Origin of the sequence: Pseudomonas sp. PS02290 (genome assembly GCF_029960075.1) — a bacterium.
Classification (GTDB): Bacteria; Pseudomonadota; Gammaproteobacteria; order Pseudomonadales; family Pseudomonadaceae; genus Aquipseudomonas.
On record NZ_JASCOY010000047.1, the window covers coordinates 15,520 to 42,086 of the forward strand.

Consider the following 26,567-nt stretch of genomic DNA (forward strand, 5'->3'; position numbering starts at 1 on the left):
AGCAAGACCCGGCTCCCCGCCAGGCCCGTCTACTCTCGCGCGCCTGAAAAAGGGCGGATGGACTTCATGGGCGCACCGCGCCGTCATCGCAGGAGCGAATAACGCTATGAATACTCAATTTGCCTTGCCGTTCGGATTGGAAGATACCCAGTCTCCGATACTGCCAACGCCGGACACCTTGCCGCCGCGTTCATCTGCTGACGCGCAGCGAGATGCCGACCTACTGCAACCCGTCCAAAACTGGAGCCATCCCTTCCGCGATAAACGCGATTCGCTCCAGCACCTGACCCATCTGGCAAACGCCGCAAGCGGCAGCTATCCCCTCGGCAGCAGCGGGCTCTGGCATGGCGGTGTGCATTTTGATGCGGGAACGGCGGGCACGCTGGACCAGTCGAGCGTGCACTGCATCGCGGACGGTGAAGTGGTGGCCTATCGCATTGATGAGCAGTCGCCTGACACGACGTATTTCGTCAATAAACAGCTCGTTTTAAAGCCGTTCTCGCGTAATTTCGTACTGGTGCGACACCGCTTGCAGCCGCCTGCCATCAAGGGCAGCACGGACACGCCGCCGAGTCTGATTATTTACAGTCTCTACATGCATTTGCGGGATTGGGCGGCGTACGAAAAAGACTCTGCTGTCGTCAGGCCAGGATTATGGAAATCCGGATCGACCCTTCAAGTTCGCGTCGACGTTAACGACATCCATGGGGACTACCCCGGGCAACGCGGACTGAACGTGCGCAACAAGGCGAGCAAGGGCGCGATCATCGGCTGGCTGCCGCGTGGTGCGGAAGTCCAGGTCAGCGGCGAAGGCACTTATCGCAAGCTTGAAAACACCCCCGGCCCCGATCATCTGAAAGACGCCAGCGGTGCGTTGCGAGGTTATGTCTGCGCCGACTTCCTGCGACCCCTGGCGGGCGAGCAGCATCGGGTCGTTTCCGAGACGCCCCTGAACGTCCGTGCTCATCCAATGGTTCGCAAAGGCAACGAGATCGGCACGCTGTATCCAGGCACCGAGGTGACGGTCAGTGGTACGGGCCGGTTTCGCAAGCTGGAGCAGGTCAATCAATACGTGCACTTCGCTTCGTTGCAGAGCGGCGCGGTCGAGCCGGAAGCGCGGGGCAGCGTTGTCGTTCTGGATAAGCCGGTTGCGATCAAGGCCGGTGAACTGATCGGGCACATGGGCCGATATCACGAAGGCGCCGTCGATTACCCGGAGAATCGTCTGCACCTGGAGGTGTTCAGCGCGGGCGACGTGAAAACGTTCCTGCGCCTGAGCCGCCTTTGGGCAGACAAACTGCCCGCCAGCAGCAGGACCTGGCTGAAGCTGGCGAAAGGCAATCCCGTGGTCGCGCATCAGGGGACTTTCAGCAGCAAAAAGCCGCCGACGTTGAAGGCGGCAAGCACGTTCAGCGCCGCGCAGTTGTTGCTTCCCAAAAGTCTGATCGACGGCTTGCCGGTCGAACGAAAAATCGCGGTGCCTGCCAGTGCCGACAGCAAAGCGTGCAACTGGTATCGCCTGGATGGGCTGCTGCACGACGCCGACAACAACCTGCTCGACGGCTGGGTGCGTGAAGAAGTCGGCGTGACGCCGTGGCTCAGTCCTTGGTCGTGGGAAGGCTACGAGACCCTCGCCGACTACGATTCGCCGCGGAGCATGCTCGCCTCTTTTATGCGTGCATCAGGCCGGTTCAACGAGGACGAGATCACACGCCATGGCGCGGCCGCTGACAAGGCCGACCAAGGCCCGATCAAAAAGCGCCTGTTCGACATCATTGACCGCAACCGTGACGGCAAACTGAGCGGTAGCGAGATACAAGCCGCGCTAAGACTGCCAGCCCACGCGCAGTCGATTTCCCAACTGATTGTTCGCTACCAAAGCGAATGGCATCACGTCCCGGGCAAGTGGGATGCACTGGACGACCTCCTGGGGCATGGCGGCTCGACGCCTAACCGCAACTGGCTGGCAGAGAAGCAACGGATCAGAGAGTTGACTTGGTGGGCAGAGGTGGCCGGACAGCTTGGGTTGCCCGCAGATGGGAAGTTGCATCATCTGCATCCGATCGGGTTGATCGGGTGTTTTGAAAAGACAGGTGGGCTAATAGATGTCGAAGCATTTTTAACGTTGTATGCCGCGGAACACACTCGCTTCGCTCCGGGCACGCCTGCGCTTACGGCGGGTTCAAGAGAAAATCTGCGCAGGACCGTCCTGGCGATCAACAAGTATTACGAGGACTCGACCGACGTTGCGAGCGTGTACGAAGTTGCTTATATGTTGGCAACGGTGAGGCATGAAACTTACTACTACCCAACGAGTGAATTTTTCAGCGAAAAGCCTGAGTATGGAAAGCTTTCTTACTTTGATCAATATGACCCTGTACTTGCTCCCGAACCCAGGCAGCGAAAAAAAGCTGTTCTTTACGGCAATGTCGAAAAGGGCGATGGATTTAAATACCGAGGTCGCGGTTGCGTGCATTTGACATGGAAGGTCAACTATCAGAAGTTTTCGGATTTGACGGGGTTTGACTATGTTGCTGATCCGGATGCGGCGGCCAAAGTCGAACACTCCGTCCCTATCATGATTATGGGCATGGCGAAAGGGCTGTTTACGGGAAAGAAGCTTTCTAGTTTTTTTGCGGGAGAGAGGCATGACTATTTGTCTGCTAGGCAGATTATCAATGGTAACGATGCCGCAACTTTGATTGCTTCCTACGCAGAACGTTTTGAGAAAATGCTAACCCAATCGTCAAAATTACAGGGATGATAAACATGAAATTCAGAAGGCCGTTTTTGGTCGTCATTTGTTGTTCGATATCAACTGGGCTAAGCGCCGCCTTTTTTTTATCATCGAACACCGATGATGGGTCCTTGACAGCGCATGTTGATGATCGTGAATTTACTTATCCCGAAATCATTGGTGACCGATATGGCCTTTGGACGACTGATGGGATGATCAATAACGCACCAGCGCTTTATGTTTTAAGCAGAGACAGTTACTACTACACTTTAAAAGCAGACGCGCATGGTGCATATATCGATTGTGCGTATGCCGATGGCAGAAACCCCATGAATGGAGCCGGAGTGCTCGCTGGCATGTGCGATCTCGATGAAAAGATTGTCGAAGACTTTCAGTCGATCGCGCAGGATTACTCAAACAAATGGAAAGATTCGGTTTTTGGTTTTAATACAAGACCAATGCTCGATCATAATACTGGTGCGGAATTTCTTCTAGGGAGAATTGGCAAGATTGAAGTTTACGATCAATATCCTTCGGTAGATGCGCTATTTGGGGTCAAGCCCGAAAAATATATAAAGACTGGGTCGGGGTGTTATTACTTCAAGCAGGAGCTGGCCTTCCTGGTATATAAAAAGGCTCAGCCGGATAAGCCAGTGTATCTAGACGTTATCCGCTCTCGCGATCCATTTTTGTTAGATCGGTTAACAGAAGCAAAATTAACAAAAATGGCCGTCAGAAAGTGCCGTTAACAGGAACGGCACTAAGGCATTGACGCGTGCAAATAAAGACAGTTACGGCTAGCAAATAATTGATCCCGATGCGCGGGACCTTTTAAGAAGAAAATTAAAGCAGTCACGAAGGCTGTCCGGAGAAATCGCTATGAAAATCGTGAAGGTGTTACTGGGGCTTATGTGCCTGTCGATGGCAACCGGGGTGAACGCAGCCTTTTCAATTTCTTCCAACGACAAAGATGGAACCCTGACAGCACATGTTAGCGTTCAGGAGTTTCAATATCCCAATATTATCGGCGATCGATATGGCTTATCGACAGGCGTAAAGCTCATCAATAATGCGCCCGCGCTGTTCGCTTTCGGAAGAGACAGTTATTACTACACTTTAAAGGCAGATGCGCGCGGTGCGTATATCGATTGCGCGTATGCCGATGGCAGAAACTCTAGAAATGGCGCTGGAGTGCTTGCGGGGATGTGCGGTCTCAATGCAAAGATCGACGAAGACTCTCAGAGCATTGCACAGGAGCTCGCTAATACTTGGATGCATTCGGTCTACGCATTCGACACATGGCCAATGATCAGCAATAAAACTAGCGGAGACTTTCTCCTGGGAAAAATTGGCAAGGTTGAGGTATACGATCGATATGCCTCCATGGATGATCTGTCGAATGCAAAGCCCGAGAAATACGTAAAAACGTCGTCAGGCTGTTATTACTTCAAACAAAAGCAGGCCTTCCTGGTTTTTAACAAGGCTCAGCCGGATAAGCCGGTATATCTAGACGTTATCCGCTCTCATGATCCGTTTTTATTAGATCGGTTAACAGAATACAAACTGACAAAAATGGCCGTCAATAGATGCCGTAAAATCCAAATAAAACCTGGGTGCGGGCGCACGAGCAAGCGCTACCCATAGGCAGTTTTCAGAGGCATCTAAACACTCCTGAAGGACTACCAAACGCACGTTCTGAAGGGCTTTTCCTGCAATGCACTTTTTTGTGCAAAGCACTGTTACATCCCCGACCTCTATGAAGTCGGGTGGATTCGATCAACTTTTATTTCTGCCATCAAGAGACAAACATCATGAAAAACATCATCCGCATAGGCGACACACACACCGGAGGCGGCCAGGTGCTTTCGGGTTCCGGGGTCATGAAATTCGGCGGCATTGGCGTCGCCCGGCTGAACGATCCTGTCTTTTGTCCGCTGCCCGGGCATGGCCCGACGTTCGTGGCCGAAGGGCACGCCGCCTTCAATGACAACGGTATTCCGGTTGCCTTTCACGGCCATCGCTGCGCATGCGGATGCCTGTTGATTTCGTCCATGCCACAAGCGAGCGCACGTTAGTCATGCCGGTCAGACTGGATCAAGTGCCGCCCGTTGCTCAGCGACCCGGTCGGCCCCGGGTGTGGCTGTGGATTGGCGCACTCGGTTTGCTGGTCATGGCAGGCCTGGTCGCGCAGGCGCTGCTGATCCCGGCAGCGGAGGAGGGCCGGCCAAGCATCCTGGGGCCGGCGGTGTCTTTGTCGGCCATGATCTGGGCTGCCCTTGCCGGATTGAGGGCGATGATCTTCGCCGGCCAGCAGCGTTCCGCCGATGGCTGGGATGAGGTGCGGGAAGAGGACCTGGCTCAGCGGATCAGCTGTGGTCGCCGCTCGCTTGACGTATTGGGCGCAAGCCTGCACACCGCGTTGCGAGCGCCGGACTCGGATACACACCCTCTGCTCGATCTGATGCTCGGGGACGAACCCGCCATCAAATCCCAGGTAACAAGACTTGGCGGTGTGGCACGTCACAGTCGCTTGCCTGGGGATGTAGCCGAAGCGCCTGAGGATGTGCTGGATGGGGCCTTGCGCAGAGTGCTCGGTGATCTGGCACCTGCATTGGCGCAGTTCCCACAAAACAGCCCGATTGCGTTGCTGCTTACGGTTGAGACCTGTGTACCCGAGGAAACGCTTCAAGACATCTGGAAACAGGCGTGGCAACAGTCAGGCATCCGGCACGCCCCAGTGCCCGTTGCCGAAACAGGCATGGCCGCTGTCGACCAATGGCTCGACCAACGCGCTGCGGACCAGAGCCCACTGATGGTCATCGCGCTGCAGATCGCCCCCTCGAACGCCGATGCAACGGCTGAGGCCGCCGTTGGGCTGCTGCTTGCAAACCCCACGAACCATAGCGGTGTAACGACGCTTGCCTGCCTTCATCGTCCTGAACCAGAGCGCGAGCAAGACGACACCTCATTGATCCGGGCAATGCGTCAAGCGCTGGACTGGGTGCCGCTGCAGCCCGAGCAGGTCGGTCAGGTCTGGCGCGCAGGTGTCGATGGGGCGCGCAACGCCACAATTGCTGCACAGATCCCAGCGGCCCTGCCGACGGCGGACGCTAAACCGGAGCTGATCGATCTCGACGCGTTGCTGGGCCACGCCGGACCTGCCGCGCCGTGGCTGGCCATCGCCGCCGCTGCGCTGAATCTGCAGCACGAAGCCAAACCTCAATTTGTTTTGTCCGGGGAGGGTTCGGGTGAAACCGCACTCTGGGGCATGGTCTTGACGCCCGTCCCCGCGCGTCCCTAGCAGGAGCTTTTTTATGCGTATTCCACGTTCTATCGGGTTCGTTGTTCTCACAGCCATTTTGGTGGTGGGCTTCGGCCTGATAATTCTGATATGGCTGTTCCCTCACCTCATGGGCATCGCTGCCGGCAGCGAAGAACAAACCGCATGGCTGCTGGGTGTTGCGGCCGCCACAATAACGGCCTGTGCGGGCGCAGTGAGTTTTCAGTGGCTGACGCAACGGTTGGGGCGGGCGGAATATCTCAGAAAAGCCAGTGAAATCTCTCCCCAGCCAGCGTCTGCCGAAGGGACTGGACCGGGCGAGGACAAGGCGCTACAGATCGCCGATGCGCTTAAAGAGCACCTCCACCACCAATACACCGCCTTCCAGCGCACCCGCACCCGCTTCATTCTGGTCGTCGGGGAGCCCAAGCAGATCGAAGCCATCGCCCCAGGCCTGGCCGACGCCCAGTGGCTTGAATCCCAGAACACCGTGCTGCTCTGGGGCGGCAGCCCGCAATCCCAGCTCTGCAAAACCGCCACCCGCTGGCACGCGGTAACCCAGCGGCGCGGTCTGGACGGCGTGGTCTGGGCCCTTGATAAGCAGCAAAGCGCGAACGCCGCGACAATGGGCAGTGGCGTCGCCGGTCTGCAGCAACTCGCGCGAACCCTGGGCTGGCAGTTGCCGCTGCACCTGTGGGAGGTCTGCGAGAGCAATCGGACGCAGCAAAAGCACGCACGCGCGCCCGCTGGGTCGCTGCTGCCCCCGCGCTTCAGCGGCTCGCAACTGCAGACAATATTGGCCCCCATCGACGACTCGTTGCATCAGATGGGCCTGGCCGAGCTGGCGGTCTACCCTGACCATGACTTTCTCTCCCGGTTGTCCTCCAACCTGAAAGCAGAGGGCATCGCCCGCTGGCACCAGGCCTTGACGCCGTTGCTGGGCAAGTTCGCGCGGGGCGTGCCGTTACGCGGGCTGTGGTTCAGTTTGCCGGCGCTACCGACCGAGTCCGTCGGCAATCTGTGGCTGCCGGGTCCGGCGTGGGCCGGTGTTCTCGCGGGCACACCTCGCGACGCCCGGCGCCTGGGCTGGCCTGTCACGCGCATCAGCTACGCCCTTGCCCTCGGCGCCATGCTGATCGGGTTAACCGGCCAACTGCTGTCGTTTTCCACCCACCGCGCGCAGATCCTCGACATCAAGTCGTCCCTCGCGGCCGTGGCGCCGTCGGGCAACGGCGATGAGCCGTTGCTCGCCCTCAACGCGCTGATCCTCGAAATGGGACGGCTGAAGGACCGCGCACGCAGTGGCGAGCCATGGTTTCAGCGCTTCGGGCTGAGTCAGAACGATGCCTTGCTCGCGACGATGTGGCCGCGCTACGTGGAAGCCAATAACCGGCTGATGCGCGACCCGGCGGCGGAGAACCTCAAGCGCCAGCTCGCCGCCTTGGTGGCATCACCCGCCGACAGTCCTCGGCGTGCCAAGGGCGCGCACAACGCATATGTGCAGCTCAAGGCCTATCTGATGATGGCCCGCCCGGAGAAAGTGGACGCCGGGTTTCTGGTCACGGCCCTCGGTCATGCCGAGCCGACGCGCATGGGCGTGTCGCCGGGTTTATGGAAAGGGCTTTCACCGACGCTGTGGCAGTTTTACGCCGAGCAACTGAAGGCCAATCCCCAGTGGCGCATCGAGGCGGATAACGCGCTGGTGGCCCAGGCGCGGCAGGTGTTGCTGGTGCAACTGGGCCAGCGCAATGGCGAAGCCAGCCTGTATCAGCAGGTGCTGGAGGCCGCCGCGACTCACGCTCCCGATCTCGGGGTTGAGCAGATGGTCGATGACAAAGAGGCGTGGCCGCTGTTTTTCACCGAGGCGCGTGTGCCGGGTGTGTTCACGCGGCAGGCGTGGGAAGGGCAGGTGCGTCAGGCGATCGACGACATCGTCGCGGCCCGCCGCGAGCAGATCGACTGGGTGCTCAGCGACCGGGAAAACAGCGGCGTCGCGAATACCTCGCCGGAACAGCTACGAGCGCGCCTGACCGAGCGCTACTTCCATGATTACTCCGGCGCCTGGCTGGCGTTTCTCAACAGAGTGCAGTGGCGACGGGCCGACAGCCTGGCCGACGTCATCGATCAATTGACGTTGATGAGCGACGTCCGCCAGTCACCCTTGATTGCCTTCATGAACACCCTGGCGTGGCAGGGTCAGGCCGGCCATCGCAGTCAGGGTCTGAAAGACTCGCTGATGCAGTCGGCGCAGAAGTTGATGGGCAGCGAGCGCCCGTCGCAGGTCCCTGCCATCAGCCAGCAGCTCGACACGCCGGCCGGGCCGCTGGATCCGACCTTCGGCCCACTGTTGGGGTTGCTGGGCAAGGACGCGGAAGGCAAGGGCGGCGATGACGACCTCAGCCTGCAAGCGTTTCTGACCCGCGTGACGCGGGTGCGCCTGAAGCTTCAACAGGTCAGCCATGCCGCCGATCCCCAGGGCATGACCCAGGCCATGGCGCAAACGGTCTTTCAGGGCAAGAACATCGACCTTACCGATACTCGGGCCTACGGCGAACTGCTGGCGGCCAGTCTCGGCGAGGAGTGGGACGGCGTGGCCCATGCGCTGTTCGTGCAGCCGCTGGATCAGGCGTGGGGCAAGGTCCTGGAACCTTCGGCGATCGCACTGAACCGGCAGTGGCAGCAGGCGGTGGTTGATGAATGGGACAAGGCATTTCTCGGCCGTTATCCCTTCGCCGCCACCGGCAGCGACGCCTCGTTGACGATGCTGGGCAAGATGATCCGCGCGGACTCGGGGCGCATTGAGCAGTTCTTGCAGCGGGAGCTGACCGGCGTGTTGCGCAAGGACGGCGGTCGCTGGGGGGTGGACCCGGCCCACGGTCAGGGCCTGCAGATCAACCCCAGGTTTCTCGCGGCGGTCAATCAGCTCAGCCACCTGGCCGACGTGCTCTACACCGACGGCGGCATGGGCATCAACTTCGAGCTGCAGGGCAAGGCGGTGCGCGACGTGGTACAGACCACCTTCGTGCTCAATGGCGCGCGCCATCAGTACTTCAATCAGAAGGAGAGCTGGCAGCGCTTTGCCTGGCCCGGCAGCAGCGATTACCCCGGCGCCAGCCTCACATGGACCAGCGTGCGCAGCGGCGAGCGTCTGTACGGTGACTTTCAGGGCGCCTGGGGGCTGATCCGTTTGCTGGACGCCGCCACGGTCACCGCGCTGGACGACAGCGACAGCCGCTACCGCATCAGCGTGCCGGCGCCGGACGGCCTGGACTTGACCTGGCACATGCGCACCGAGCTGGGCGCGGGACCGATGAGCCTACTGGCGTTGCGCAATTTCAAACTGCCGCGACAGATCTTCCTCAACGGCATCGCCAGCGCGCAAACCGCGTCGCGCGCCGAGGTGATGGAATGAGCCTGCAAGCGTTGATCGCCACGACATTGGGTGAGCGCGACGCGGTGGCCCTCGCCAAGGCCCACGCTGAACACTGGGCAGCGTGGCTGGCGCCGATCAGTGGTGACTCAAATGTGGGTCAAGACCCCGGCTATGACGATGATTTCCAGAGCATGCGCGAGGAGGTCAACAAGCTGTCCGGGGCGGACGCCGATCGGGTCATCGTACTGGCGGAAAAACTCCTCAAAGGCACCTGCAAGGACCTGCGCGTGCTCACCTATTACCTGTGGGCGCGCCTGCAGCGGGACGGCGAAGCGGGGCTGGCGGACGGTTTGAATCTGCTGGCCGCCATGGTTGATCGCTACAGCGCCGAGGTGCTGCCGGCGCGGCCCAACAGTCGCAAGGTCGCGCTGGAGTGGCTGGCCAGCGCCAAAGTCCTCGACAGCCTGACGCTGTACCCGGAAGTGGTGAAGGCCGAGGCCGAACGCACGGTCGCCGCGCTCGCCTGGCTGGATGACGTGCTTGAACAATGGCCCGTCGACCAGCGTCCTGAGTTGGGCACACTGTACTCGGCGCTGTCGGCACGGCTGGCCCAGGCCGGCGGACTCGATGCCGTGGTGCCGCAATTCAGTGCCAGCCATGACGCTGCGAACCCTCAAACCACCAAACAAGCCGCCACCCACGGCGCCGGCCCCCTGCCCAATACCATCCGCTCGGGCCGCGACCTGCTGGACAACGGCCGCGCCCTGGCCAGCTATCTGCGTGAACAACCCCAGGGCTGGCTGGCGGCCCATCGGCTGATGAAAAGTCTGCGCTGGGACACCGTGCACCAGTCGCCGCCCCAGGACGCCACTGGCCGTACGCGCCTGGCACCGCCCCGATCCGAATACCGCGCGCAACTCAAGCGGCTGTACCTGCAACAGAGCTGGAACGAGTTGCTCGATCAGGTGGAGCGCATGTTCGCCGAGGGCGTGAACCATTTCTGGCTCGACCTGCAATGGTTTCTGTACCAGGCGCTGAGCCGGCAACCGGCGCCGTCCGAGGGCTGGGCGCGCATCGTCAAAGAGGATCTGGGCCTGCTCCTGGAGCGACTGCCGGGCCTCGAAACCTTGTGCTGGGACGACGGCTCGGCCTTTGCCGACGAGACCTCCCGCGAGTGGATCGATCAGCACGTCAGCACTCAAAGCGTGGCTGCCTGGCTGCCCGCGACGGCCGCTTCCAACGCAGACGAAGCCGACATTCTGGCCCTCGAAAGCGAGGCACTGGCCCAGGCCGATCGCGACGGTGTCGAGGTGGCGCTGGCCTGGCTCGACACGCGCCCCGACATTCACGGCGGCCGGCAGCGCTGGCTACTGCGCCTGCTGATGGCGCGGGTCGCCGAACAGTACGGCAAAAGCGAGCTGGCGTTGCACGTCCTCGGCGAACTGGACGCCACGGCCCAGCGCCATGTGCTCGCTCAGTGGGAGCCGGCGCGGGTGTTTGAAGTCAAGGCGCGGCTGCTCAAGTTGCTGCGCATGAAAGCCCAGCGCAGCGACGCCGACAAGGCTGCGCTGGGCAAACGGATGGAGCCGCTGCTGGCGGCTCTGGTGGCTATGGACCCGGTGCGCGCGGCAGTGCTGTGCGGCTGACACTTTCAACCAGGAGGTTTTTTTGAACACGGACAATCTGACCCTGCGCTACTTCGATGCGGAAATGCGCTACCTGCGCGAGGCCGGCAAGGAGTTCGCCCAGGCGTTTCCCGACCGCGCCGCTTCGCTGAATCTGGACAAGCCCGGCGCCCACGATCCCTACGTCGAGCGGCTGTTCGAAGGCTTCGCGTTCCTCATGGGACGGCTACGGGAAAAACTCGACGATGACCTGCCGGAGCTGACCGAAGGCCTGGTCAGTCTGCTGTGGCCCCATTACCTGCGCACGATTCCGTCGCTGTCGATCGTCGAGCTGCAGCCCGACGTGCACCAGATGAAGCAGAGCGAGCAGGTCGCGACCGGCTTTGAAATACAGTCGCAACCCATCGGCCCCCAGCGCACGCGCTGCAGTTACACCACCACCCAGGACCTGACCCTGCGTCCGTTGGCGCTGGATTCGGTGCGCCTGGCTCAGGAACCGGACGGGCGCTCGGTGATTCGCCTACGGTTTTCCTGCGGGGCGCTGAGCAACTGGGGCCAGCTGGATTTGCGCCGCATCCCGCTGTACCTCAACGCCACCCCGGCGGTGGCCAACGCGTTGCATCACGCGCTGACCCTGGGCACTCAGGCCCTCTATGTGCGTCAGCCCGGGGACGCGCAACGTCAACCGCTGCAAGGACGTTTTGGGCCCAAGGGCTTCGGCGATGACGACCGGCTCTGGCCGAAGGGCGACAGCGCCTTCAGTGGCTATCAGTTGCTGCTGGAGTACTTCAGTTTTCGCGAGAAATTCATGTTCGTGACCCTGCACGGGCTCGAAAACATGAACATCGCGCCGGACGCGCCGTGGTTCGAACTCGAGGCTGTCCTGAGAGTGCCCTGGCCCCATGCATTTTCGCTGAGCAGCGAGCACATTCGCCTGCACGCCGTGCCGGTGATCAATCTGTTTCCGCTGGAGGCCGACCCGCTGTCCCTTGATCCCTTACAGACCGACTATTTGCTGCGGCCCATGCGCCTGCAGGACGGCCACACCGAAATCTATTCTGTCGACCGGGTAACGGCGTCCCGGGATTCCGGACGGGAAGAATACGTGCCGTTTTCCAGCTTCCGGCACAAGGGCGGCATGCTCCGTGACGAGGCGCCCGAGCGTTATTTCCACACCCGCCTCAAGCGCGGCGCGAACGGGCTGCACGACACCTGGCTGATACTGGGCGGCGAGGGCGCCGACCTCGATCGATTGACCGAGCGGCCGTGCCTGTCACTGCGCCTTACCGGCACCAATGGGCAACTGCCGAGAAAAGCGCTGCAAAGCACGATCCTTGATACGCCGCTGCACACGACCCAGTCCGGTCTGCGGGTGCGCAACCTGTGTGCGCCGACCCTGCCGTGTTATCCGCCCAGCCGCGACCGCTTTCACTGGCGGGTGTTGAGCCACCTGGGCTCGAACTTTCTGCCAATGCTCGACAACGCCGAAGTGCTGCGTGGCACCCTGGCGCTGTACGACTGGACCGGCAGCGAGCTCAATCGTCGGCGTCTGGAAGCCATCGTGGAGGTGCGTCACCACCTCATCCAGCGCTTCGAAAAGGGCTTTCTGCTGCGCGGCGTGGACATCGAAGTGACCCTTGATGCCAACGGCTTTGCCGGCGAGGGCGATATCTGCCTGTTCGGCGAAATGCTCAACCGGTTCTTCGCGCTGTACGCCGACATCCATCTGTTCACCCAGATCACCCTGATTCTGCAACCGACCGGGAGGAGCCTGCGATGGAGCGAAAACCACAGCCAGCGGATTCCCGGTTAAGGGTCGCCGAATGGCTCGGTGCCGTGCAGGGGCGGGTGGCCGAGGCGAGCGTCTACCGCTTCTGCCAGTTGCTGGAAGCCGCGGCGCCGGAGCAGCCGCCGTTGGGCAGCTCGGAAGATCCGGCGGATGATCCGGTGCGCTTCCGGCCCGATCCCGGCATGGGTTTTCCGGCCAGTGAACTGAAAGCAGTGGAGTGGTCGTCTGAGGATCAGTCGCTACCTGCAACCGTGCGCACCCGTTTGCCCGGCCTCTACGGCGTGGATTCACCGATGCCGACGCGCTACCTCGACGACATCGCGCAAAAGCGGGAAGGCCACGAGGCGCTGGAGGGGTTTCTCGACATTTTCAACCACCGGGTCTTCACCCAGTTCTACCGGATCTGGCGCAAGTATTCCTACCCGGCCTCGTTCGCGCCCGCTGGGGCCGACCCCACCTCCCAGTGCCTGTTCGGGCTGATCGGGCTGGGCATACCCGGCACCGCGAAACGCATCGCCACGCCGCTGTCGCGTTTTCTGGCGTTGCTCGGCGTGATGCGTCTGCCAACCCGCAACGCCGAGGGCATTTCGGCGCTGGTGCATTTGCTGGCGTCTCGCACTCAGGCGTCGATCAAGCCGCACTGGCCGCGAAACATTGCCCTCGACGCGCCTGCCAGCCTGTCGTCCGCGCGGCCGGTGAGTCTGTCCCAGGGCACGCCGCTGGGCAGTGTCGGCCGCGACGTGAACAGCGAACTGTTGCTGACGCTGTTCACCGCCGACCACGACGAGGCGCGGGGATGGCTCCCCGGCGGTGGTTTGCACAGCGACCTGCGGGTGCTGTTGCAGGTTTACCTCGGTTGGCGCTGTACCGCGCGGTTGCGCCTGTCGCTGCCCATCGGCTGCGTGCCGGTGTCAGCGCTCGGCGGACGAGGTGTGTTGCTCGGCATGACCGCCGGACTCGGGTTGCAGGGCAGCGCTCCCGGGATAAACGACATCATCACTATCCATCTGGGCCGTTATCAGGGGCTCCACATCAATCCTCAGGAAAGAGAACCCACCCATGTCGCCTATTTTTTATAAAGCGTTGTCCGTCATCGCCCTCGGCCTCTTCGTCAGTGGCTGCGGGGTGACGCAGAGCGTGTCCGAATCCACCGCAGCAATGACCCAGGCGATTTTCTACAAACAGGTCAGAACCCTGCGTCTGGACTTCGACGGCCGCCTGGCCCTGAACACCGACGGCACGGACATGCGCGCGCTGTCGGTGCCGGTCATGGTGCGGGTGTATCAGCTGCGCGATGGCAAGTCGGCGAGCAAAGCCACCTACGACGACCTGCTGCGGGACGCCGACCAGGTGCTCGGCGCTGACCTGCTGGATCAGCGATCGCTGGTGATCAAGCCCGGCGAGGGCGCGCCGCTGGATGTACCGCTGAACGAAAACGCCGGAGTGGTCGCCGTGGTCGGGTTATTCCGCGAGCCCGATCTGCAGCTCAATGAATGGCGCTTGCTGCTCACCCGCGACGACCTCGACCCGGACCGGCCCCGGGTCATCGAGCTGGGCGAAAGCCGGCTGACCCTGCGCCCCCTGGCCGAGGGTTGAGCCATGAGCGAGCTCAACCCTTCGCTGTACGAAACCCTGCTGCAGAATTTCAGCGGCGAGCTCGACCTGTCACGGGTGGGGGAAGACGATCAATACGTGCTCTCGGTGCTGGACAATGTGCAACGTGTGCTCAACAGCCGCGCGGGCACCCTCGCGCACTTGCCCGATTACGGCCTGCCGGACATGGGCGCTGTGCTCGAAGGCTTGCCCTCTGCCGCCCATGGGCTGATGCGGACCATCGCCGACACGCTGCTCAAGTACGAGCCGCGCCTGTTGTCGCTGGACATCGAATTGTTGCCCCAGACCCAGCCGGGCCATCTGGTCTACGCCCTCGACGCCACCCTTGAAGGGAACCGCACCGCGACGTTCGGCACGACCTTGAGCCCGGAGGGAAGGGCGGTGGTGCGTCATCTCAGGCGCCATGATGTGCAGGGCCGAACGTGAGCGGCCAGGCAAAAAGGCGGTCGGGCCTGGACATCCAGCCTGGGGGCGATCCGCGCGCGCTGCCCGAATACCGCATGCTGCGCACCGAAATGGCCAGGCTCGCTCATCCCGCCTGTCCTGATGTCGACTGGCGGCACTTCGAGCAGTGCTGCCTGGGTGTCTTTGCCCGCAATGGCGCGGACCTGCAAACGGCGGCGGGTTACGCCCTGGCGCGCAGTCATCTGGCCGGGCTGAACGGGATGTACGAAGGCCTGTCGGTCCTGGAAACCCTGTTGCGGGCAGACGCCCAACCCTGGCCCCGAGGGGTGTCGGCGCGGGCGGAACTCCTCAATGGACTGTTCGGCTCTTGGCAAGCGGTGCTGCGTGAACTGCAGATCAATGTCGGCGATCTGGCGGACCTCGGTCTGTTTTGCGTGCAGCTTGAGCACGTGCGCCGGACGCTGCTTGAGCGGATTCCTGTGTCCATCAATAGCCTGGAAGGCTTGCGCACGCAGGTGGAGCAACGGGCGTCGCGGATCGAGCGCGAAGCTCAGGCCGCGGTGCTGGTCGCGCCGAACGCCATGCCGCCCCCATCGCTGCACATCGGGACTCATTCCTCAACCCAGAGAAACACCCCAACCCAGAGAAACATCCCAACCCAGAGAAACTCTGCAGCCACGCAGCCAACGTCCACCGACATCAAGGTCACTGCAGAAAAACGCACCGCGATGTGGATCGGATTACTCATCGGCGGATTGCTCGGCCTGCTCGCCGCATTGGCCTGGCTGTGACAATACCCGTGTATCAAGGCTTGCCGACGGCCAAGGTCGCGCAGAGAACGTACCGCCCGGCCGAACGTCGGCATTTCCCCGTCAGCCATATTTACAGCCGGGCACTGTCTCCATTAGTGTGCGCGCATCATCTGCCTCAACAGCGGCTGCCGCATGTTCAGGCACGTCCGCTCAGACCGGACACTTTCGCCCTTGGTTGAAATCACCCCTGCGTTGCGCGACCCTTGCGTCCCGGCCCCCTATGCCAGTGTCCTTCAGCAATTGCGAACGGCTACCGCCGTCCAGCACTCGACGCTCGAAGCCCGACTGCCACTGACCCACCCCCAGCTTGATTTCGGCACCTACAAACGGATCATCGCGGCCTACTACGGTTTCCATCTGCCCTTGCAACAATCGATGGAGCGCTTTCTTGCGCCCCAGGCCATCGACCCTGCCCGGCAGAAAATCCCCGCGCTGATCAAGGATCTGCACGCCCTCGGCCTGGACGACCTGCAGATTCAGGCCTTGCCGCTGTGCACCGAACTGCCCGCCATCGACAGCGTCGCGCAGTTGCTCGGTGTGATGTATGTCATGGAAGGGGCTACGCTGGGGGGGCAGGTGCTGCGCCGGATCATCGCCAACAGGCTGGGCGTTGATGCCGACAGCGGCGGTGAGTTTCTGGACGTGTACGGCCGCGACACCGGGCGGTTGTGGAAGGCCTTCCTCAAGCAACTGGCCGAGTTCGATGCGCCGCTGCACAACGCCGAGGTGGTGCAGGCGGCCTGTGCCACTTTCCACTGCTTTCAAACCTGGCTGGAGCAAACGGGAGTGTTGAATGACGCTTGACCACACGCTGAACATGGATGAGCTGCTGGACACCTGTGCCAATGAACCCATTCGTATCCCCGGCGCCATTCAGCCCCACGGCGCTCTGCTGACCCTGCTCGAAACCGACTGGACCGTGCAACAGGCCAGCGCCAATGCCTGGCAGATGCTGGGCATCCCCGGCGACGTGCAGGCTGGCGACTCGCTGGTACGCTGGCTGGGCGAGGCGCAGGCCGAGGCCTTGCGCGACGCCGTTCAAGACGCGGATCTGCACAGCCTCGATCCATTGCCGATGCAATGTGCCGGGCAGGCATTCGATGGCCTGTTGCATCGCCACGACGGCCTGTTGTTTCTGGAACTTGAGCCCGTCGCCACACAGGCATCGATGCAGCACTTGGGGCCGCGCCTCACGCGCACCTTGCGTCGCCTGCAATCGGCCAAATCGCTGGACGATCTGTACGCCATCAGCGTCTCGGAAATCCGTGCACTGACCGGCTACGACCGGGTCATGATCTATCGCTTTGAAGAGGAGGGTCACGGGCAGGTCATTGCCGAGTCGGCGACGGCCGAACTGGACGCCTACCTGGGGCTGTTTTTCCCCGCCACCGACATCCCGCAGCAGGCCCGCGAGCTGTACCGCCTGAACTGGCTGCGCATCATCCCCGACGCCGCGTATGTGCCGGCGCCTCTGGTCCCGGCCCTGCGCCCGGATACCGGCGAGCCGCTGGACATGAGCCACGCGGTGCTGCGCAGCGTGTCGCCGATCCATTGTCAGTACATGCACAACATGGGCGTGCGCTCATCAATGAGCATTTCCCTGCTCAAGGATGAACGCCTCTGGGGCCTGATCAGTTGCGGCAATCGCGAGCCGCTGCAGGTGCCGCACACGCTGCGCTCGGCCTGCCAGACCATCGGGCAAGTGCTGTCGATGCAGATCAGCCTGCTGGAAGATCAGCAGACTCAGCGCCAGCGACTGGCCAAGCATCACATGCTGGACAGGCTGTCCAGGGCGATGAACGAGTCCGCTGACGACGTCTACAACGGGCTGCTTGAACACGCCCAGGCGCTGCTGACACTGGTCGACGCCTCCGGTGCGGCGGTGATCATCGACGGTCAGGTACACCTGATCGGCCAGTGCCCGAGCACCGAGCAAGTGAGCGCGTTGCAGCAATGGCTGCAGAACCGGCCCGGATCGGTGTTCGAGACGTCCAGCCTTGGTGCCGTGTTCCCCGACGCGCAAGCGTATCAACGCGTGGCCAGCGGACTGCTGGCGTTCAGTTTGCCCAAGCCGGTGGCCAACGGGGTGCTGTGGTTTCGCGCCGAAGTCAGGGGCAGCGTGGAGTGGAGTGGCAACCCGCAACAGGCCAAACGGGTCGTCAATGATCGCCTGCAACCACGGGAATCTTTTGCCCTGTGGGAACAGCAGGTCGAGGGCAAGGCCAGAACCTGGAGCGCCGGTGAGGTCTACGCGGTGTCCGATCTGCGTCGCTCTGCGCTGGAGGCAGACCTGTCACGGCAGGTGCTGCGCGAGAAAGAGGCGGTGCGTGCCCGCGATGAACTGGTGGCCGTGGTGTCCCACGACCTGCGCAGCCCGCTGACGGTTATCGTCATGCAGTGCGGCATGATGCAGCGGGTGATCAACGCCGACGCCACAGCATCTACCAAACGACTCAGCTCTGCCGTCGACATCCTGCAGCGCGCGTCTTCGCGGATGAGCAGCCTGCTGGAGGATTTGCTTGATACGTCAAAGATCGAAGCCGGCCGCTACTTCATCGACGCCGAGCGGCTGGAAGTCAGCCAGTTGTTCGAAGACGCCTGGTCACTGCTCACGCCACTGGCACTGAACAAATTCATCGACCTGACCTTCCACGCCGAACCCGAGCTGACGGTTTTCGCCGATCCGGAGCGCATGTTTCAGGTGCTGTCCAACCTGGTGGGCAATGCGATCAAATTCACCCCCAAGGCTGGCAGTGTGAAGGTCACGGCGGCAGGTGCGGGCGACCATGTGGTGTTCTCCGTGGTGGATACCGGGGAGGGTATTGGCAGCGATCAGTTGCCCCATGTGTTCGAGCGCTACTGGCGCAGACGTGAAGGCAACCCGAGTGGCACCGGCCTTGGGCTCTATATCTCCCAAGGGATCGTCAAGGTTCACGGCGGTGAACTGACGGCCACCAGTGAAGAGGGCGTCGGCAGCGAATTCCGTTTCACGATACCGCGCGCGTCCATGGCGTCTTGAATCGGGTGCGACCGCCTTAGCGGCAGGGGGTTATTCCTGACTGGAATCCCCCGCATGAAAAACATGAATTTTATTTATGGCCGTCGCCCCTCTACCGTGAGCGTATTCCGTTCACGGTAGAGCCGTCATGACCACGCCCTCTCAATCTCAGCCATCCCTCGTCGAAGAACACTGGAGGCGCAACCTGGCCGTCTGTGTGTTCGGCGCGTTCACCACCATCGTTGCGATGACGTTGCTGCTGCCGTTTCTGCCGCTGTATGTCGAGCACCTGGGCGTCACTGATCAGGCCGCCATCGTGCAGTGGTCAGGGGTGGCGTTTGGCGCGACCTTTCTGTCTGCCGCGCTGACCGCGCCGCTGTGGGGGCGGCTGGGTGATCGCTACGGGCGCAAGCTCATGCTGATTCGTGCCAGCCTGGGCATGGCGGTGGCGATGTCGCTGATCGGGCTGGCAGAGAACATTTACCAGTTGGTCGGGCTGCGTTTGCTGGCGGGGTTGCTCGGCGGCTATGCCTCCGGCGCGACCATTCTGGTGGCCACGCAGACGCCCAAGGCGCGCACCGGCTGGGCGCTGGGCATGCTCTCGTCGGGAATCATGGCCGGTAATCTGACCGGGCCGTTGATTGGCGGGCTGTTGCCGCCGCTGATCGGCATCCGCAGCACGTTCTTCCTGGCCGGGGGCGTGATCTTTCTGACCTTCCTTGCCACGCTGTTTCTGATGAAGGAGGCACCTCGGCCCAAGCGTCAGGCTGGCGTGGCGAAAGCGCCGGCTGTGCGGGCCTGGGACGTCATCGCGGACAGGAAACCGGTGCTGACCATGCTGGTTGTGGCCTGTCTGGTGATGTTTTCGATCATGTCCATCGAGCCGATCATCACCGTGTACCTGACCCAGATGCACAGCGAAAACGTCACGCTGATGGCCGGGCTGGTGATGTCGGCCACTGCACTGGCCAGTGTGTTGTCGGCCTCGCGGATCGGCAAGCTCGCCGACCGCATCGGCCACTGGAAAGTGGTCATCGGCTGTCTGACGGCGGCGGCTGTCTTGCTCATTCCCCAGGCGTTCGTCACCCATGCCTGGCAGCTGGTGCTGCTGCGTTTTCTCATGGGCATCGCCCTGGGCGGCCTGTTGCCGTGCATTGCGGCGATCATCCGCCATTCGGTGCCCGACGCCGTCGCCGGGCGCATGCTCGGCTACTCCACGTCCTGCCAGTACATCGGCCAGGTGCTGGGGCCACTGACCGGGGGATACCTGGGCGGGCATTTCGGCATGCCGGTGGTCTTCATCGTCACCTGCCTGCTGATGGGCGGGTGCGCGGCCGGCATGTTGCTCATGCGGCCGCTGATTTCCAACGGGAACGGCTTCAGCCGGAAAGAGCGCGGCATTTGACAAAACCATGACATCCCGCACCGGATAATCGCCGCCGGTGGGGCCACGCCCCGGATTCGAGTACCGCCATGCACGGACCTTCATGGACATCAAACACAGCCTTAAACAACGGATTGTCATCGTATTTGCGTTGATGAGCGCGCTGGTCGCCGGGGTATTCGCCGTCGGCATCATCGCCACCGTGCACGTGGTCGAAAAGCGCCTGACGATCATGAGCCTGGGCGGCAATCTGCACCGGCTGCTGGCCGTGGACAGCGTCAACGACTGGCGCCACCGGCCGGAAAAAGACGAGTTGTTCTACGCCGACGAGGGCGTTGGCGACCTCGCCATGAGCGACGACCTCAAGGGCCTGCGCCCGGGATTCCAAGAGTTCTTTCGCGGCAAGAAAGCCTATTACGCCATGGTCTCCGAGGTAAACGGGCGCCACTACGTGCTGCTGCGTGATCAGCGCAAATTCGAAAAGCGCGAGCGCATTCTGTTCGGTGTGGTGCTGGTCGGTTTCTTTCTCAGCGTGCTGTTGGCGGTGCTGCTGGGTCGGCTGCTCGCGTCCCGGGTGATCACGCCGGTGTCGCGCCTGGCCGGCCAGGTGCGTCATCGCGATCAGTTGCTGGAGATGGCGCCGGTGCTCGCCAGCGACTACGCCAACGATGAAGTCGGTGCGCTGGCCCGCTCATTCGACGAAACCCTGGGCCGGCTGCGCGCCGCATTGAGCCGCGAGAAGCTGTTCACCAGCGACGTCAGCCATGAACTGCGCACGCCGCTCATGGTGCTGGCGACGTCCTGCGAATTGCTGATGGAATACCCGGCGCTGGACGACCGCTCTCGCACGCAGGTAAAGCGCATCGGCAAGGCCACGGCGGGGATGAACCAGCTGGTCGAAACCTTCCTGCTGCTGGCGCGCACGGAGGGCAAGAACACGCCACAGGGTCAGCGTTCTTCGCTGGTGCTGATTGCCGATGAGCTGGTGGACACCTGGCGCACGCCCATCGAAGCCAAAGGCTTGCGCTTTATCTATCAGCGCCACGACGGCGACGGTGAGGTCTACAACGCGCCCTTGCTGCGCTCGGTGATGGGCAATCTGCTGCGCAACGCTTGGCATTACACCGATCAGGGGTTCATTCAGCTGACCCTGCGCAGTGATGGTTTCAGCGTCGAGGACAGCGGCATCGGCATCCCGCTGGAAAAACAGCAGGCCATGTTCCAGCCCTTCGTGCGCGGCGATGAGCAACGCGGGGAAGGGCTGGGCCTGGGGTTGTCGCTGGTTCAGCGAATCTGCGCCAATCAGCACTGGACCGTGACCCTGACCAGCCGCGATGACGGCGGATGCTGTTTTACCGTGTTGCTGAATCTCGATGAGGCCGGGGAAAAACGGGTGTGAGCGCCCTCCGTTTTGCGTTGTAACGGCCGACGCCTTCCCGGCAGTAGGACCGGCTTTAGCCGGAAAGAGGCCAGTGGGTACAGTCTCAATTTTGCAGTGGGGGTATTGACGCCTTCCCGGCTAAAGCCGGTCCTACAGTCGAGGTCGTAGCCAATCCAGCTCGGTGCACACGACACCGTTCACTCCATTGGTCCGGTGAACCGCACGAGTGCCTGCCGGTGCGCTCCAACACCTGCCTCCCTCAATGGACCTGCAACCATGTGCCCAGACCGCTCATCACTCGTTCGCGGGGCTGCTGACGATCAACCGGCTGACCCTGACGACACGCCTGAATACCCGTTGTCCGCCCCCATCAAGCCCGACGATCCCGAGCGGCGCACCGAGCAGTCCCAGGCCGAGACGGACGGCTGTGCCCCGGAACCCGGATCCGATTCGGTCGAGTGATAAATACCCGTTCGAATGGGTTTGCAGCGATGTCTGTCGGCGAATGCGTGTGAATCTGTCATGAGAATTGATGATTGCCCTTGGAAAGCTTCCTTAAAAACTCAATAATCCGCGATTAGTCGCGGACTTAACTCGCAATATTCACGACGCCAATATGGTGGCGGAGGAAGCAAATTTGAATCAGCTAAAACGCCTTCAGAGCGGAATTGAAGGGCTTGATGAGCTGCTAATGGGCGGTTTCGTTGCCGGATCCTCGTACATCATTCAGGGCCGACCGGGCTCCGGAAAAACCATTCTGGCCAACCAGATCGGTTTCAATCACATCCGCAATGGCGGCCGAGTGCTGTTCGCGACCCTGCTCGCCGAACCCCACGAGCGGCTGTTTCAATTTCTTTCCACGCTGAGCTTCTTCGACAAGGACCGCGTCGGCGACCAGATCCAGTTCGTGAGCGCGTTCGACACCATGGAAAACGACGGCCTCGATGAAGTCGTCAAGCTGCTGCGCCGGGAGATCGTCCGCCAGAAGTCCACGGTGATGATCCTCGACGGGCTGCTCAATGCCCGCTCCAAAGCCGAATCCACCCTCAACACCAAACGCTTTATCTCCGAATTGCAGGGCCATGCCGCCTTCGCCGGTTGCACGGTGTTCTTCCTGACCAGCTCCCAGCTGGATGACGGCAGCCCCGAACACACCATGGTCGACGGCGTGCTGGAAATGGGTGAAGAACTGGTCGGCAACCGTTCCGTACGCCGCATCAAGGCGCGCAAGACCCGCGGCAGCGGCGCCATCCCCGGCGCCCACGAATGCGAAATCACGGAAAACGGCCTGGTCGTCTACCCGCGCCTCGAAAGCACCATCACCCACTCGGCACTGCGCGACAGCGCAGAATTCAGTGTCGTCCCCAGCGGCATCGACACGCTGGATCCGTTGATTGGCGGTGGTCTGGTGGAATCGTCGGTGACCTTGCTCCTCGGCCCGTCGGGCACTGGCAAGACCACATTCGGCCTCAATTTCCTCGCTCGCTCGACGCCCGACGAGCCCGGGTTGTTGTTTGGCTTCTACGAGTCGCCCCAGCGCCTTCGGGTGAAGGCGGCGGCGCTCGGGCTGGACTTCGAAGCGCTGGAGCGCGCCGGTGCGCTGCACATTGCCTGGAAATCGGCGAGCGCCGAGTTGATCGACAAACTTGCCCTCGACCTGCTGCGGATCGTCGAGCAGCAGGGCATCAAGCGGGTGTTCCTCGACAGCCTCGGTGGCATGGCCCGCGCTTCGGCCGATCAATCGCGGATTCTCGACCTCTTCAGTGCCCTGATGAGCGAGCTTCGCGCCCGTGGCGTCACGGTGGTCTGCAGCTGGGAAATCCGCGGCCTGATTGGCGGCAAGATCGACGCCCCGGCCCCGGACATGTCGGGCATTGTCGACAACCTCATGCTGATCCGCTTTGCGCAATCGACAGCGGGGCTGACCCGGCAACTGTCGATCCTCAAAATCCGCGATAACCCCTACGACCCGGCCCTGCTGGACGTCTTGATTGGCGAGCAGGGTCTGACTGTGAAAAAGGCTGCGTTTCATGCCCTCGACGATTCAGGCAATGCAACGGCGTAGAAGTCGTCATCGAGCCGATGATCGCTCGTTCGCGCGGAGGGCTGCATGACCACGATTCTGATTGTCGATGATGAATACCTCATCGCCGACATACTGAGCTTCGCGCTGGAAGACGAAGGCTACCTGACCGTCACCGCCAGCAGCGGATTGAAGGCCCTCGGCATTCTCGAACGCGAGCGCCCGCAGCTGATCATCACCGATTACATGATGCCCGGGATGAACGGCATCGAGTTGGCGGAAGCGGTTCGCATGAATCAGAGCCTGGGGCAGATTCCCATTGTGCTGATGAGCGGTGCGCAGTCCCATCTGGGCATCGCCCGGCCCGATCTGTTCAGCAAGGTGTTCGACAAGCCCTTCGAGATCAGCGCCGTGCTCGACTCCGTGCGCGCGCTGCTGGGCACCTAGGCCGGCTTCAGCCGGGAAACGGCCAATGCGGACACAATCGATATTGCGGCGCGGCAGATGTTGCCGGGAGTGGATACACGCTCAGGAGAGCAGGGCGGCTGTAAGGCCGCCCGGACTGATTCAACGGCCGTCAGCAACCTTGCGTTCAATTTCGGCGGATTTCTTGTTCAGCTCTTCGGCGTCCTGTTCCTTTTCCCGAATGGAGGTCGGGGTGATGACTTCGTCCACCGCGCGGGTGTTGTCGTCGGTGTCGTTGAGGTCTCGCTGTACGACGTTGACGGGTTTGCCGGCGCTGTCGAGGGTTGGCGCGTCGGGCTGGGTGACGTTGCGTGGGTCGACTGGGGTGTCATTGCTCATGGATTCATCCTCGCTGTGGGGTATGAAGGTTGGATGTGTGAGCGGTCGGCGAGTTCGGTTTTTTTCGACGGCGCACGAACCTGACCCGCGGCCGATCAACGTTGCTCCACCAGATTGAGAAATCGCCGCGTGCGCTCGTTGTCCGGGTCGACCAGCACCTCGGTCGGCGAGCCATCGGCGACGATGCGCCCGGCCTCCATGAACAGCACGCGGTCGGCGATGTCCTGGGCGAACTTCATTTCGTGGGTCACCAGCAGCATGGTCATCTGCTGCTCGTGGGCGATGGCGCGGATCACCGCCAGCACTTCACCGACCAGCTCCGGGTCGAGCGCGGAGGTGACCTCGTCGAACAGCATCACCTGGGGCCGCATGGCCAGCGCCCGGGCGATCGCGACGCGCTGTTGCTGGCCGCCGGAAAGCTGCGCGGGATAGGCATCGGCCTTGTGGCTCAAACCGACCAGCCCCAGGTATTGATGGGCGCGCTCCAGGGCCTCTTCGCGGCTGAGCTTGAGCACCTGAAGCGGCGCTTCGGTGACGTTCTGCTGCACGGTCAGGTGCGGGAACAGGTTGAACTGTTGAAACACCATGCCCACCCGGTGCACCACCGGTGGCTTTTTCGCGCCGGGCCAGTGCCAGCCGCCGGATTTGGCCGGTACCGGCGCGCCGGCCACCTCGATGCTGCCGTGCTGATAGGCCTCAAGGCCCTTGATCAGGCGCAGCACCGTGAATTTGCCCGAACCGCTAGGGCCGATCAGCGCGACTTTCTGGCCGGCGGGAATGCTCAGGTCCAGGTGGTCGATGACCCGGGTCGCGCCGAAGTTTTTCACCACTTGCTTGAGGATGATCTGCGGCAAAGCGCCGGGCAGAGCGTGTGCGAGATCAGACATGGCTGCGCCTCTCGAAATAGTTGAACAACAGGGAGGTCGGCACGCTGATCGCCAGAAACATCAGCGCCATCACCGTGTAGGGCTCGTTGTAGCGGTAGGTCATGCCGGCGATCTGTTTGGCCGCCTGGAACAGCTCGGGAATGGTGATCACCGCCAGCAGCGGGGTTTCCTTGAACATGCCGATCAGGTAATTGCCGAGCACCGGCAGCATCGGCTTGAGGGCCTGGGGCAGGACGATCCGCCGCCACGTGGTGGCGCTGTCGAAATCCAGTGCCCTGGCCGCTTCCCATTGACCGGCCGGCACGCCGTCGATGGCACCGCGAAAGGCTTCGGCAATGTAGGCCGCGTAGTACAGCCCCAGCCCGATCACTCCGGTGGAAATCGGCGGCAGGGTCAGGCCGGCCAGGGGCAGGGCGAAGAACAGCACGTACAGCTGAACCATCAGCGGCGTGTGCCGAAAGAAGCTCAGGTAGCCGGCGCTCAGTCGTTGCACCAGCGCTTTTTTCGAGCGCTGGGCGATGGCCAGCAGCAGACCGAGCAGCACCGCCAGCAGAAAGCCGAGGATCACCACTTGCAGCGTCACCAGCAGCCCCTGAACCAGATCGGGGACGATGGACCAGGCGAAGGCGTAATCGAAGTTCATGGCGCCACCCCGCGACGCCAGTGGGTGACCCGTCGCTCGTAGCGCTTGACCAGCCAACTGAGCGGCCAGGCCATGACGAAATAACACACCAGCACAATGCTCCAGATCAGCGTCTGCTGACCCAGGGTGGTGATCAGTTGACCGCCGGAAAAGGTCAGGTCGCTGAGGGTGATCAATGACACCAGCGAGGTGGTCTTCAGCAATTCGACCAGTTGATTGCCCATCGGCGGCAGCATGAACGGCAGTGCCTGGGGCAGGATGATTCGGCGAAACGCGGTGATCGCGTCGAAGTCCAGGGCCTTGATCGCGTCGCGCTGGCCCCGGGCGACGTTGTTCAGGGCCGAGCGGACGATTTCCGAACCGTAGGCGGAGAAGGTCAGGCCCAGGCCGAGAATGCCGGTGGTCATCGGCGCCAGGGTGATGCCAAACAGCGGCAGGATGAAGAACAGGTAAAACAGCAGCACCAGGGCGGATATGCCACGCAGGATTTCGACGTAGACCGTCGCGATCCAGCGCCACGCGCGCCACGGCGACAGGCGCATCAGCGCGATGACAAACGACATCACCACCACGACGACTTGGGCGAAGAAGGTGATTTCAAGGGTGACCAGTGCGCCGTTGGCCAGTTGGCGGGCGATGAAGCGCGCGGTGTCCAGGGTGGAAGCATCAAAAAGCATGGGCCGTACTCGTATGGGCTGGGGCCGTTATGTTGCGGGGTGAAAAATCAACTTTGCGGTGTGCCTATCGACGCCTTCCCGGCTGAAGCCGGTCCTACTGAATGCACGCAATCCCGCTGTAGGACCGGCTTCAGC

General features: G+C 61.9%; 23 protein-coding genes. 19 read left to right on the forward strand and 4 right to left on the reverse strand.

Annotated elements, in window-relative coordinates; translation table 11 throughout:
* The first annotated feature begins 106 nt into the window (after nt 1-106).
* The 19 genes from QMX88_RS18780 to QMX88_RS18870 all read left to right on the forward strand — a co-directional run bounded on the left by QMX88_RS18780 (nt 107) and on the right by QMX88_RS18870 (nt 23,868).
* Nucleotides 107-2,764 (forward strand): hypothetical protein, encoded by a 2,658-nt coding sequence (locus tag QMX88_RS18780; RefSeq protein WP_282371809.1) that lies wholly within the window; start codon nt 107-109, stop codon nt 2,762-2,764.
* A 5-nt stretch (nt 2,765-2,769) separates the two neighbouring features.
* On the forward strand, nt 2,770-3,486 hold the full coding sequence (locus tag QMX88_RS18785; protein ID WP_282371810.1) for a hypothetical protein: 717 nt from the start codon (nt 2,770-2,772) through the stop codon (nt 3,484-3,486).
* 130 nt (nt 3,487-3,616) lie between these two features.
* Nucleotides 3,617-4,381, forward strand: a complete 765-nt coding sequence (locus QMX88_RS18790; protein WP_282371811.1) for a hypothetical protein — start codon at nt 3,617-3,619, stop codon at nt 4,379-4,381.
* A gap of 167 nt (nt 4,382-4,548) precedes the next feature.
* Entirely contained in the window at nt 4,549-4,812 is a 264-nt protein-coding gene (locus QMX88_RS18795) for a PAAR domain-containing protein (protein ID WP_192172271.1), read from the forward strand.
* A 2-nt stretch (nt 4,813-4,814) separates the two neighbouring features.
* The gene (locus QMX88_RS18800; protein ID WP_282371812.1) at nt 4,815-6,038 is read left to right on the forward strand and encodes a hypothetical protein; all 1,224 of its coding nucleotides are present in this window, start codon (nt 4,815-4,817) and stop codon (nt 6,036-6,038) included.
* Between the two features lie 13 nt (nt 6,039-6,051).
* Nucleotides 6,052-9,429 (forward strand): ImcF-related family protein, encoded by a 3,378-nt coding sequence (locus QMX88_RS18805; protein WP_282371813.1) that lies wholly within the window; start codon nt 6,052-6,054, stop codon nt 9,427-9,429.
* Nucleotides 9,426-11,036: a type VI secretion system protein TssA gene (gene tssA, locus QMX88_RS18810; RefSeq protein ID WP_282371814.1), complete on the forward strand. Its 1,611-nt coding sequence runs from the start codon at nt 9,426-9,428 to the stop codon at nt 11,034-11,036. Before QMX88_RS18805 ends, tssA begins: the two co-directional genes overlap by 4 nt.
* Before the next feature lie 22 nt (nt 11,037-11,058).
* A complete protein-coding gene (gene tssF / locus QMX88_RS18815) occupies nt 11,059-12,828 on the forward strand; it encodes a type VI secretion system baseplate subunit TssF (RefSeq protein ID WP_282371815.1) in 1,770 nt (589 codons plus the stop codon).
* Nucleotides 12,792-13,883 (forward strand): type VI secretion system baseplate subunit TssG, encoded by a 1,092-nt coding sequence (tssG, locus tag QMX88_RS18820; protein ID WP_282371816.1) that lies wholly within the window; start codon nt 12,792-12,794, stop codon nt 13,881-13,883. The genes tssF and tssG overlap by 37 nt, the downstream gene beginning before the upstream one ends.
* A complete protein-coding gene (gene tssJ / locus QMX88_RS18825) occupies nt 13,864-14,400 on the forward strand; it encodes a type VI secretion system lipoprotein TssJ (protein WP_282371817.1) in 537 nt (178 codons plus the stop codon). The genes tssG and tssJ overlap by 20 nt, the downstream gene beginning before the upstream one ends.
* A 3-nt stretch (nt 14,401-14,403) precedes the next feature.
* Nucleotides 14,404-14,844: a type VI secretion system baseplate subunit TssE gene (tssE, locus tag QMX88_RS18830; protein ID WP_282371818.1), complete on the forward strand. Its 441-nt coding sequence runs from the start codon at nt 14,404-14,406 to the stop codon at nt 14,842-14,844.
* The gene (locus QMX88_RS18835; RefSeq protein ID WP_282371819.1) at nt 14,841-15,614 is read left to right on the forward strand and encodes a type VI secretion system ImpA family N-terminal domain-containing protein; all 774 of its coding nucleotides are present in this window, start codon (nt 14,841-14,843) and stop codon (nt 15,612-15,614) included. The genes tssE and QMX88_RS18835 overlap by 4 nt, the downstream gene beginning before the upstream one ends.
* Before the next feature lie 192 nt (nt 15,615-15,806).
* On the forward strand, nt 15,807-16,439 hold the full coding sequence (locus QMX88_RS18840; RefSeq protein WP_282371820.1) for a biliverdin-producing heme oxygenase: 633 nt from the start codon (nt 15,807-15,809) through the stop codon (nt 16,437-16,439).
* Nucleotides 16,429-18,654, forward strand: a complete 2,226-nt coding sequence (locus QMX88_RS18845; protein WP_282371821.1) for an ATP-binding protein — start codon at nt 16,429-16,431, stop codon at nt 18,652-18,654. The genes QMX88_RS18840 and QMX88_RS18845 overlap by 11 nt, the downstream gene beginning before the upstream one ends.
* Nucleotides 18,655-18,781: 127 nt before the next feature.
* Nucleotides 18,782-20,038, forward strand: a complete 1,257-nt coding sequence (locus tag QMX88_RS18850; protein WP_282371822.1) for an MFS transporter — start codon at nt 18,782-18,784, stop codon at nt 20,036-20,038.
* An 82-nt stretch (nt 20,039-20,120) separates the two neighbouring features.
* Nucleotides 20,121-21,416 carry a sensor histidine kinase gene (locus QMX88_RS18855; RefSeq protein ID WP_192172259.1) on the forward strand — a complete coding sequence of 432 codons (1,296 nt, stop codon included), beginning with the start codon at nt 20,121-20,123 and terminating at the stop codon, nt 21,414-21,416.
* 258 nt (nt 21,417-21,674) lie between these two features.
* Nucleotides 21,675-21,860: a hypothetical protein gene (locus tag QMX88_RS18860; protein WP_192172258.1), complete on the forward strand. Its 186-nt coding sequence runs from the start codon at nt 21,675-21,677 to the stop codon at nt 21,858-21,860.
* A 175-nt stretch (nt 21,861-22,035) separates the two neighbouring features.
* Nucleotides 22,036-23,463 carry an ATPase domain-containing protein gene (locus QMX88_RS18865; RefSeq protein WP_274605507.1) on the forward strand — a complete coding sequence of 476 codons (1,428 nt, stop codon included), beginning with the start codon at nt 22,036-22,038 and terminating at the stop codon, nt 23,461-23,463.
* A gap of 45 nt (nt 23,464-23,508) precedes the next feature.
* Nucleotides 23,509-23,868, forward strand: coding sequence for a response regulator (locus QMX88_RS18870; RefSeq protein WP_282371823.1), 360 nt, complete (start codon nt 23,509-23,511; stop codon nt 23,866-23,868).
* A gap of 120 nt (nt 23,869-23,988) precedes the next feature.
* On the opposite strand, the gene QMX88_RS18875 is transcribed toward QMX88_RS18870, so the two are convergent.
* The 4 genes from QMX88_RS18875 to ehuC form a co-directional block, all read right to left on the reverse strand.
* Nucleotides 23,989-24,225 (reverse strand): hypothetical protein, encoded by a 237-nt coding sequence (locus QMX88_RS18875; protein ID WP_282371824.1) that lies wholly within the window; start codon nt 24,223-24,225, stop codon nt 23,989-23,991.
* A 95-nt stretch (nt 24,226-24,320) separates the two neighbouring features.
* A complete protein-coding gene (locus QMX88_RS18880; RefSeq protein ID WP_282371825.1) occupies nt 24,321-25,112 on the reverse strand; it encodes an amino acid ABC transporter ATP-binding protein in 792 nt (263 codons plus the stop codon).
* The gene (gene ehuD, locus QMX88_RS18885; RefSeq protein WP_282371826.1) at nt 25,105-25,755 is read right to left on the reverse strand and encodes an ectoine/hydroxyectoine ABC transporter permease subunit EhuD; all 651 of its coding nucleotides are present in this window, start codon (nt 25,753-25,755) and stop codon (nt 25,105-25,107) included. Before ehuD ends, QMX88_RS18880 begins: the two co-directional genes overlap by 8 nt.
* Complete coding sequence (gene ehuC / locus QMX88_RS18890) at nt 25,752-26,432, reverse strand: ectoine/hydroxyectoine ABC transporter permease subunit EhuC (RefSeq protein ID WP_282371827.1); 681 nt, start codon at nt 26,430-26,432, stop codon at nt 25,752-25,754. The genes ehuD and ehuC overlap by 4 nt, the downstream gene beginning before the upstream one ends.
* Nucleotides 26,433-26,567: the final 135 nt, after the last annotated feature.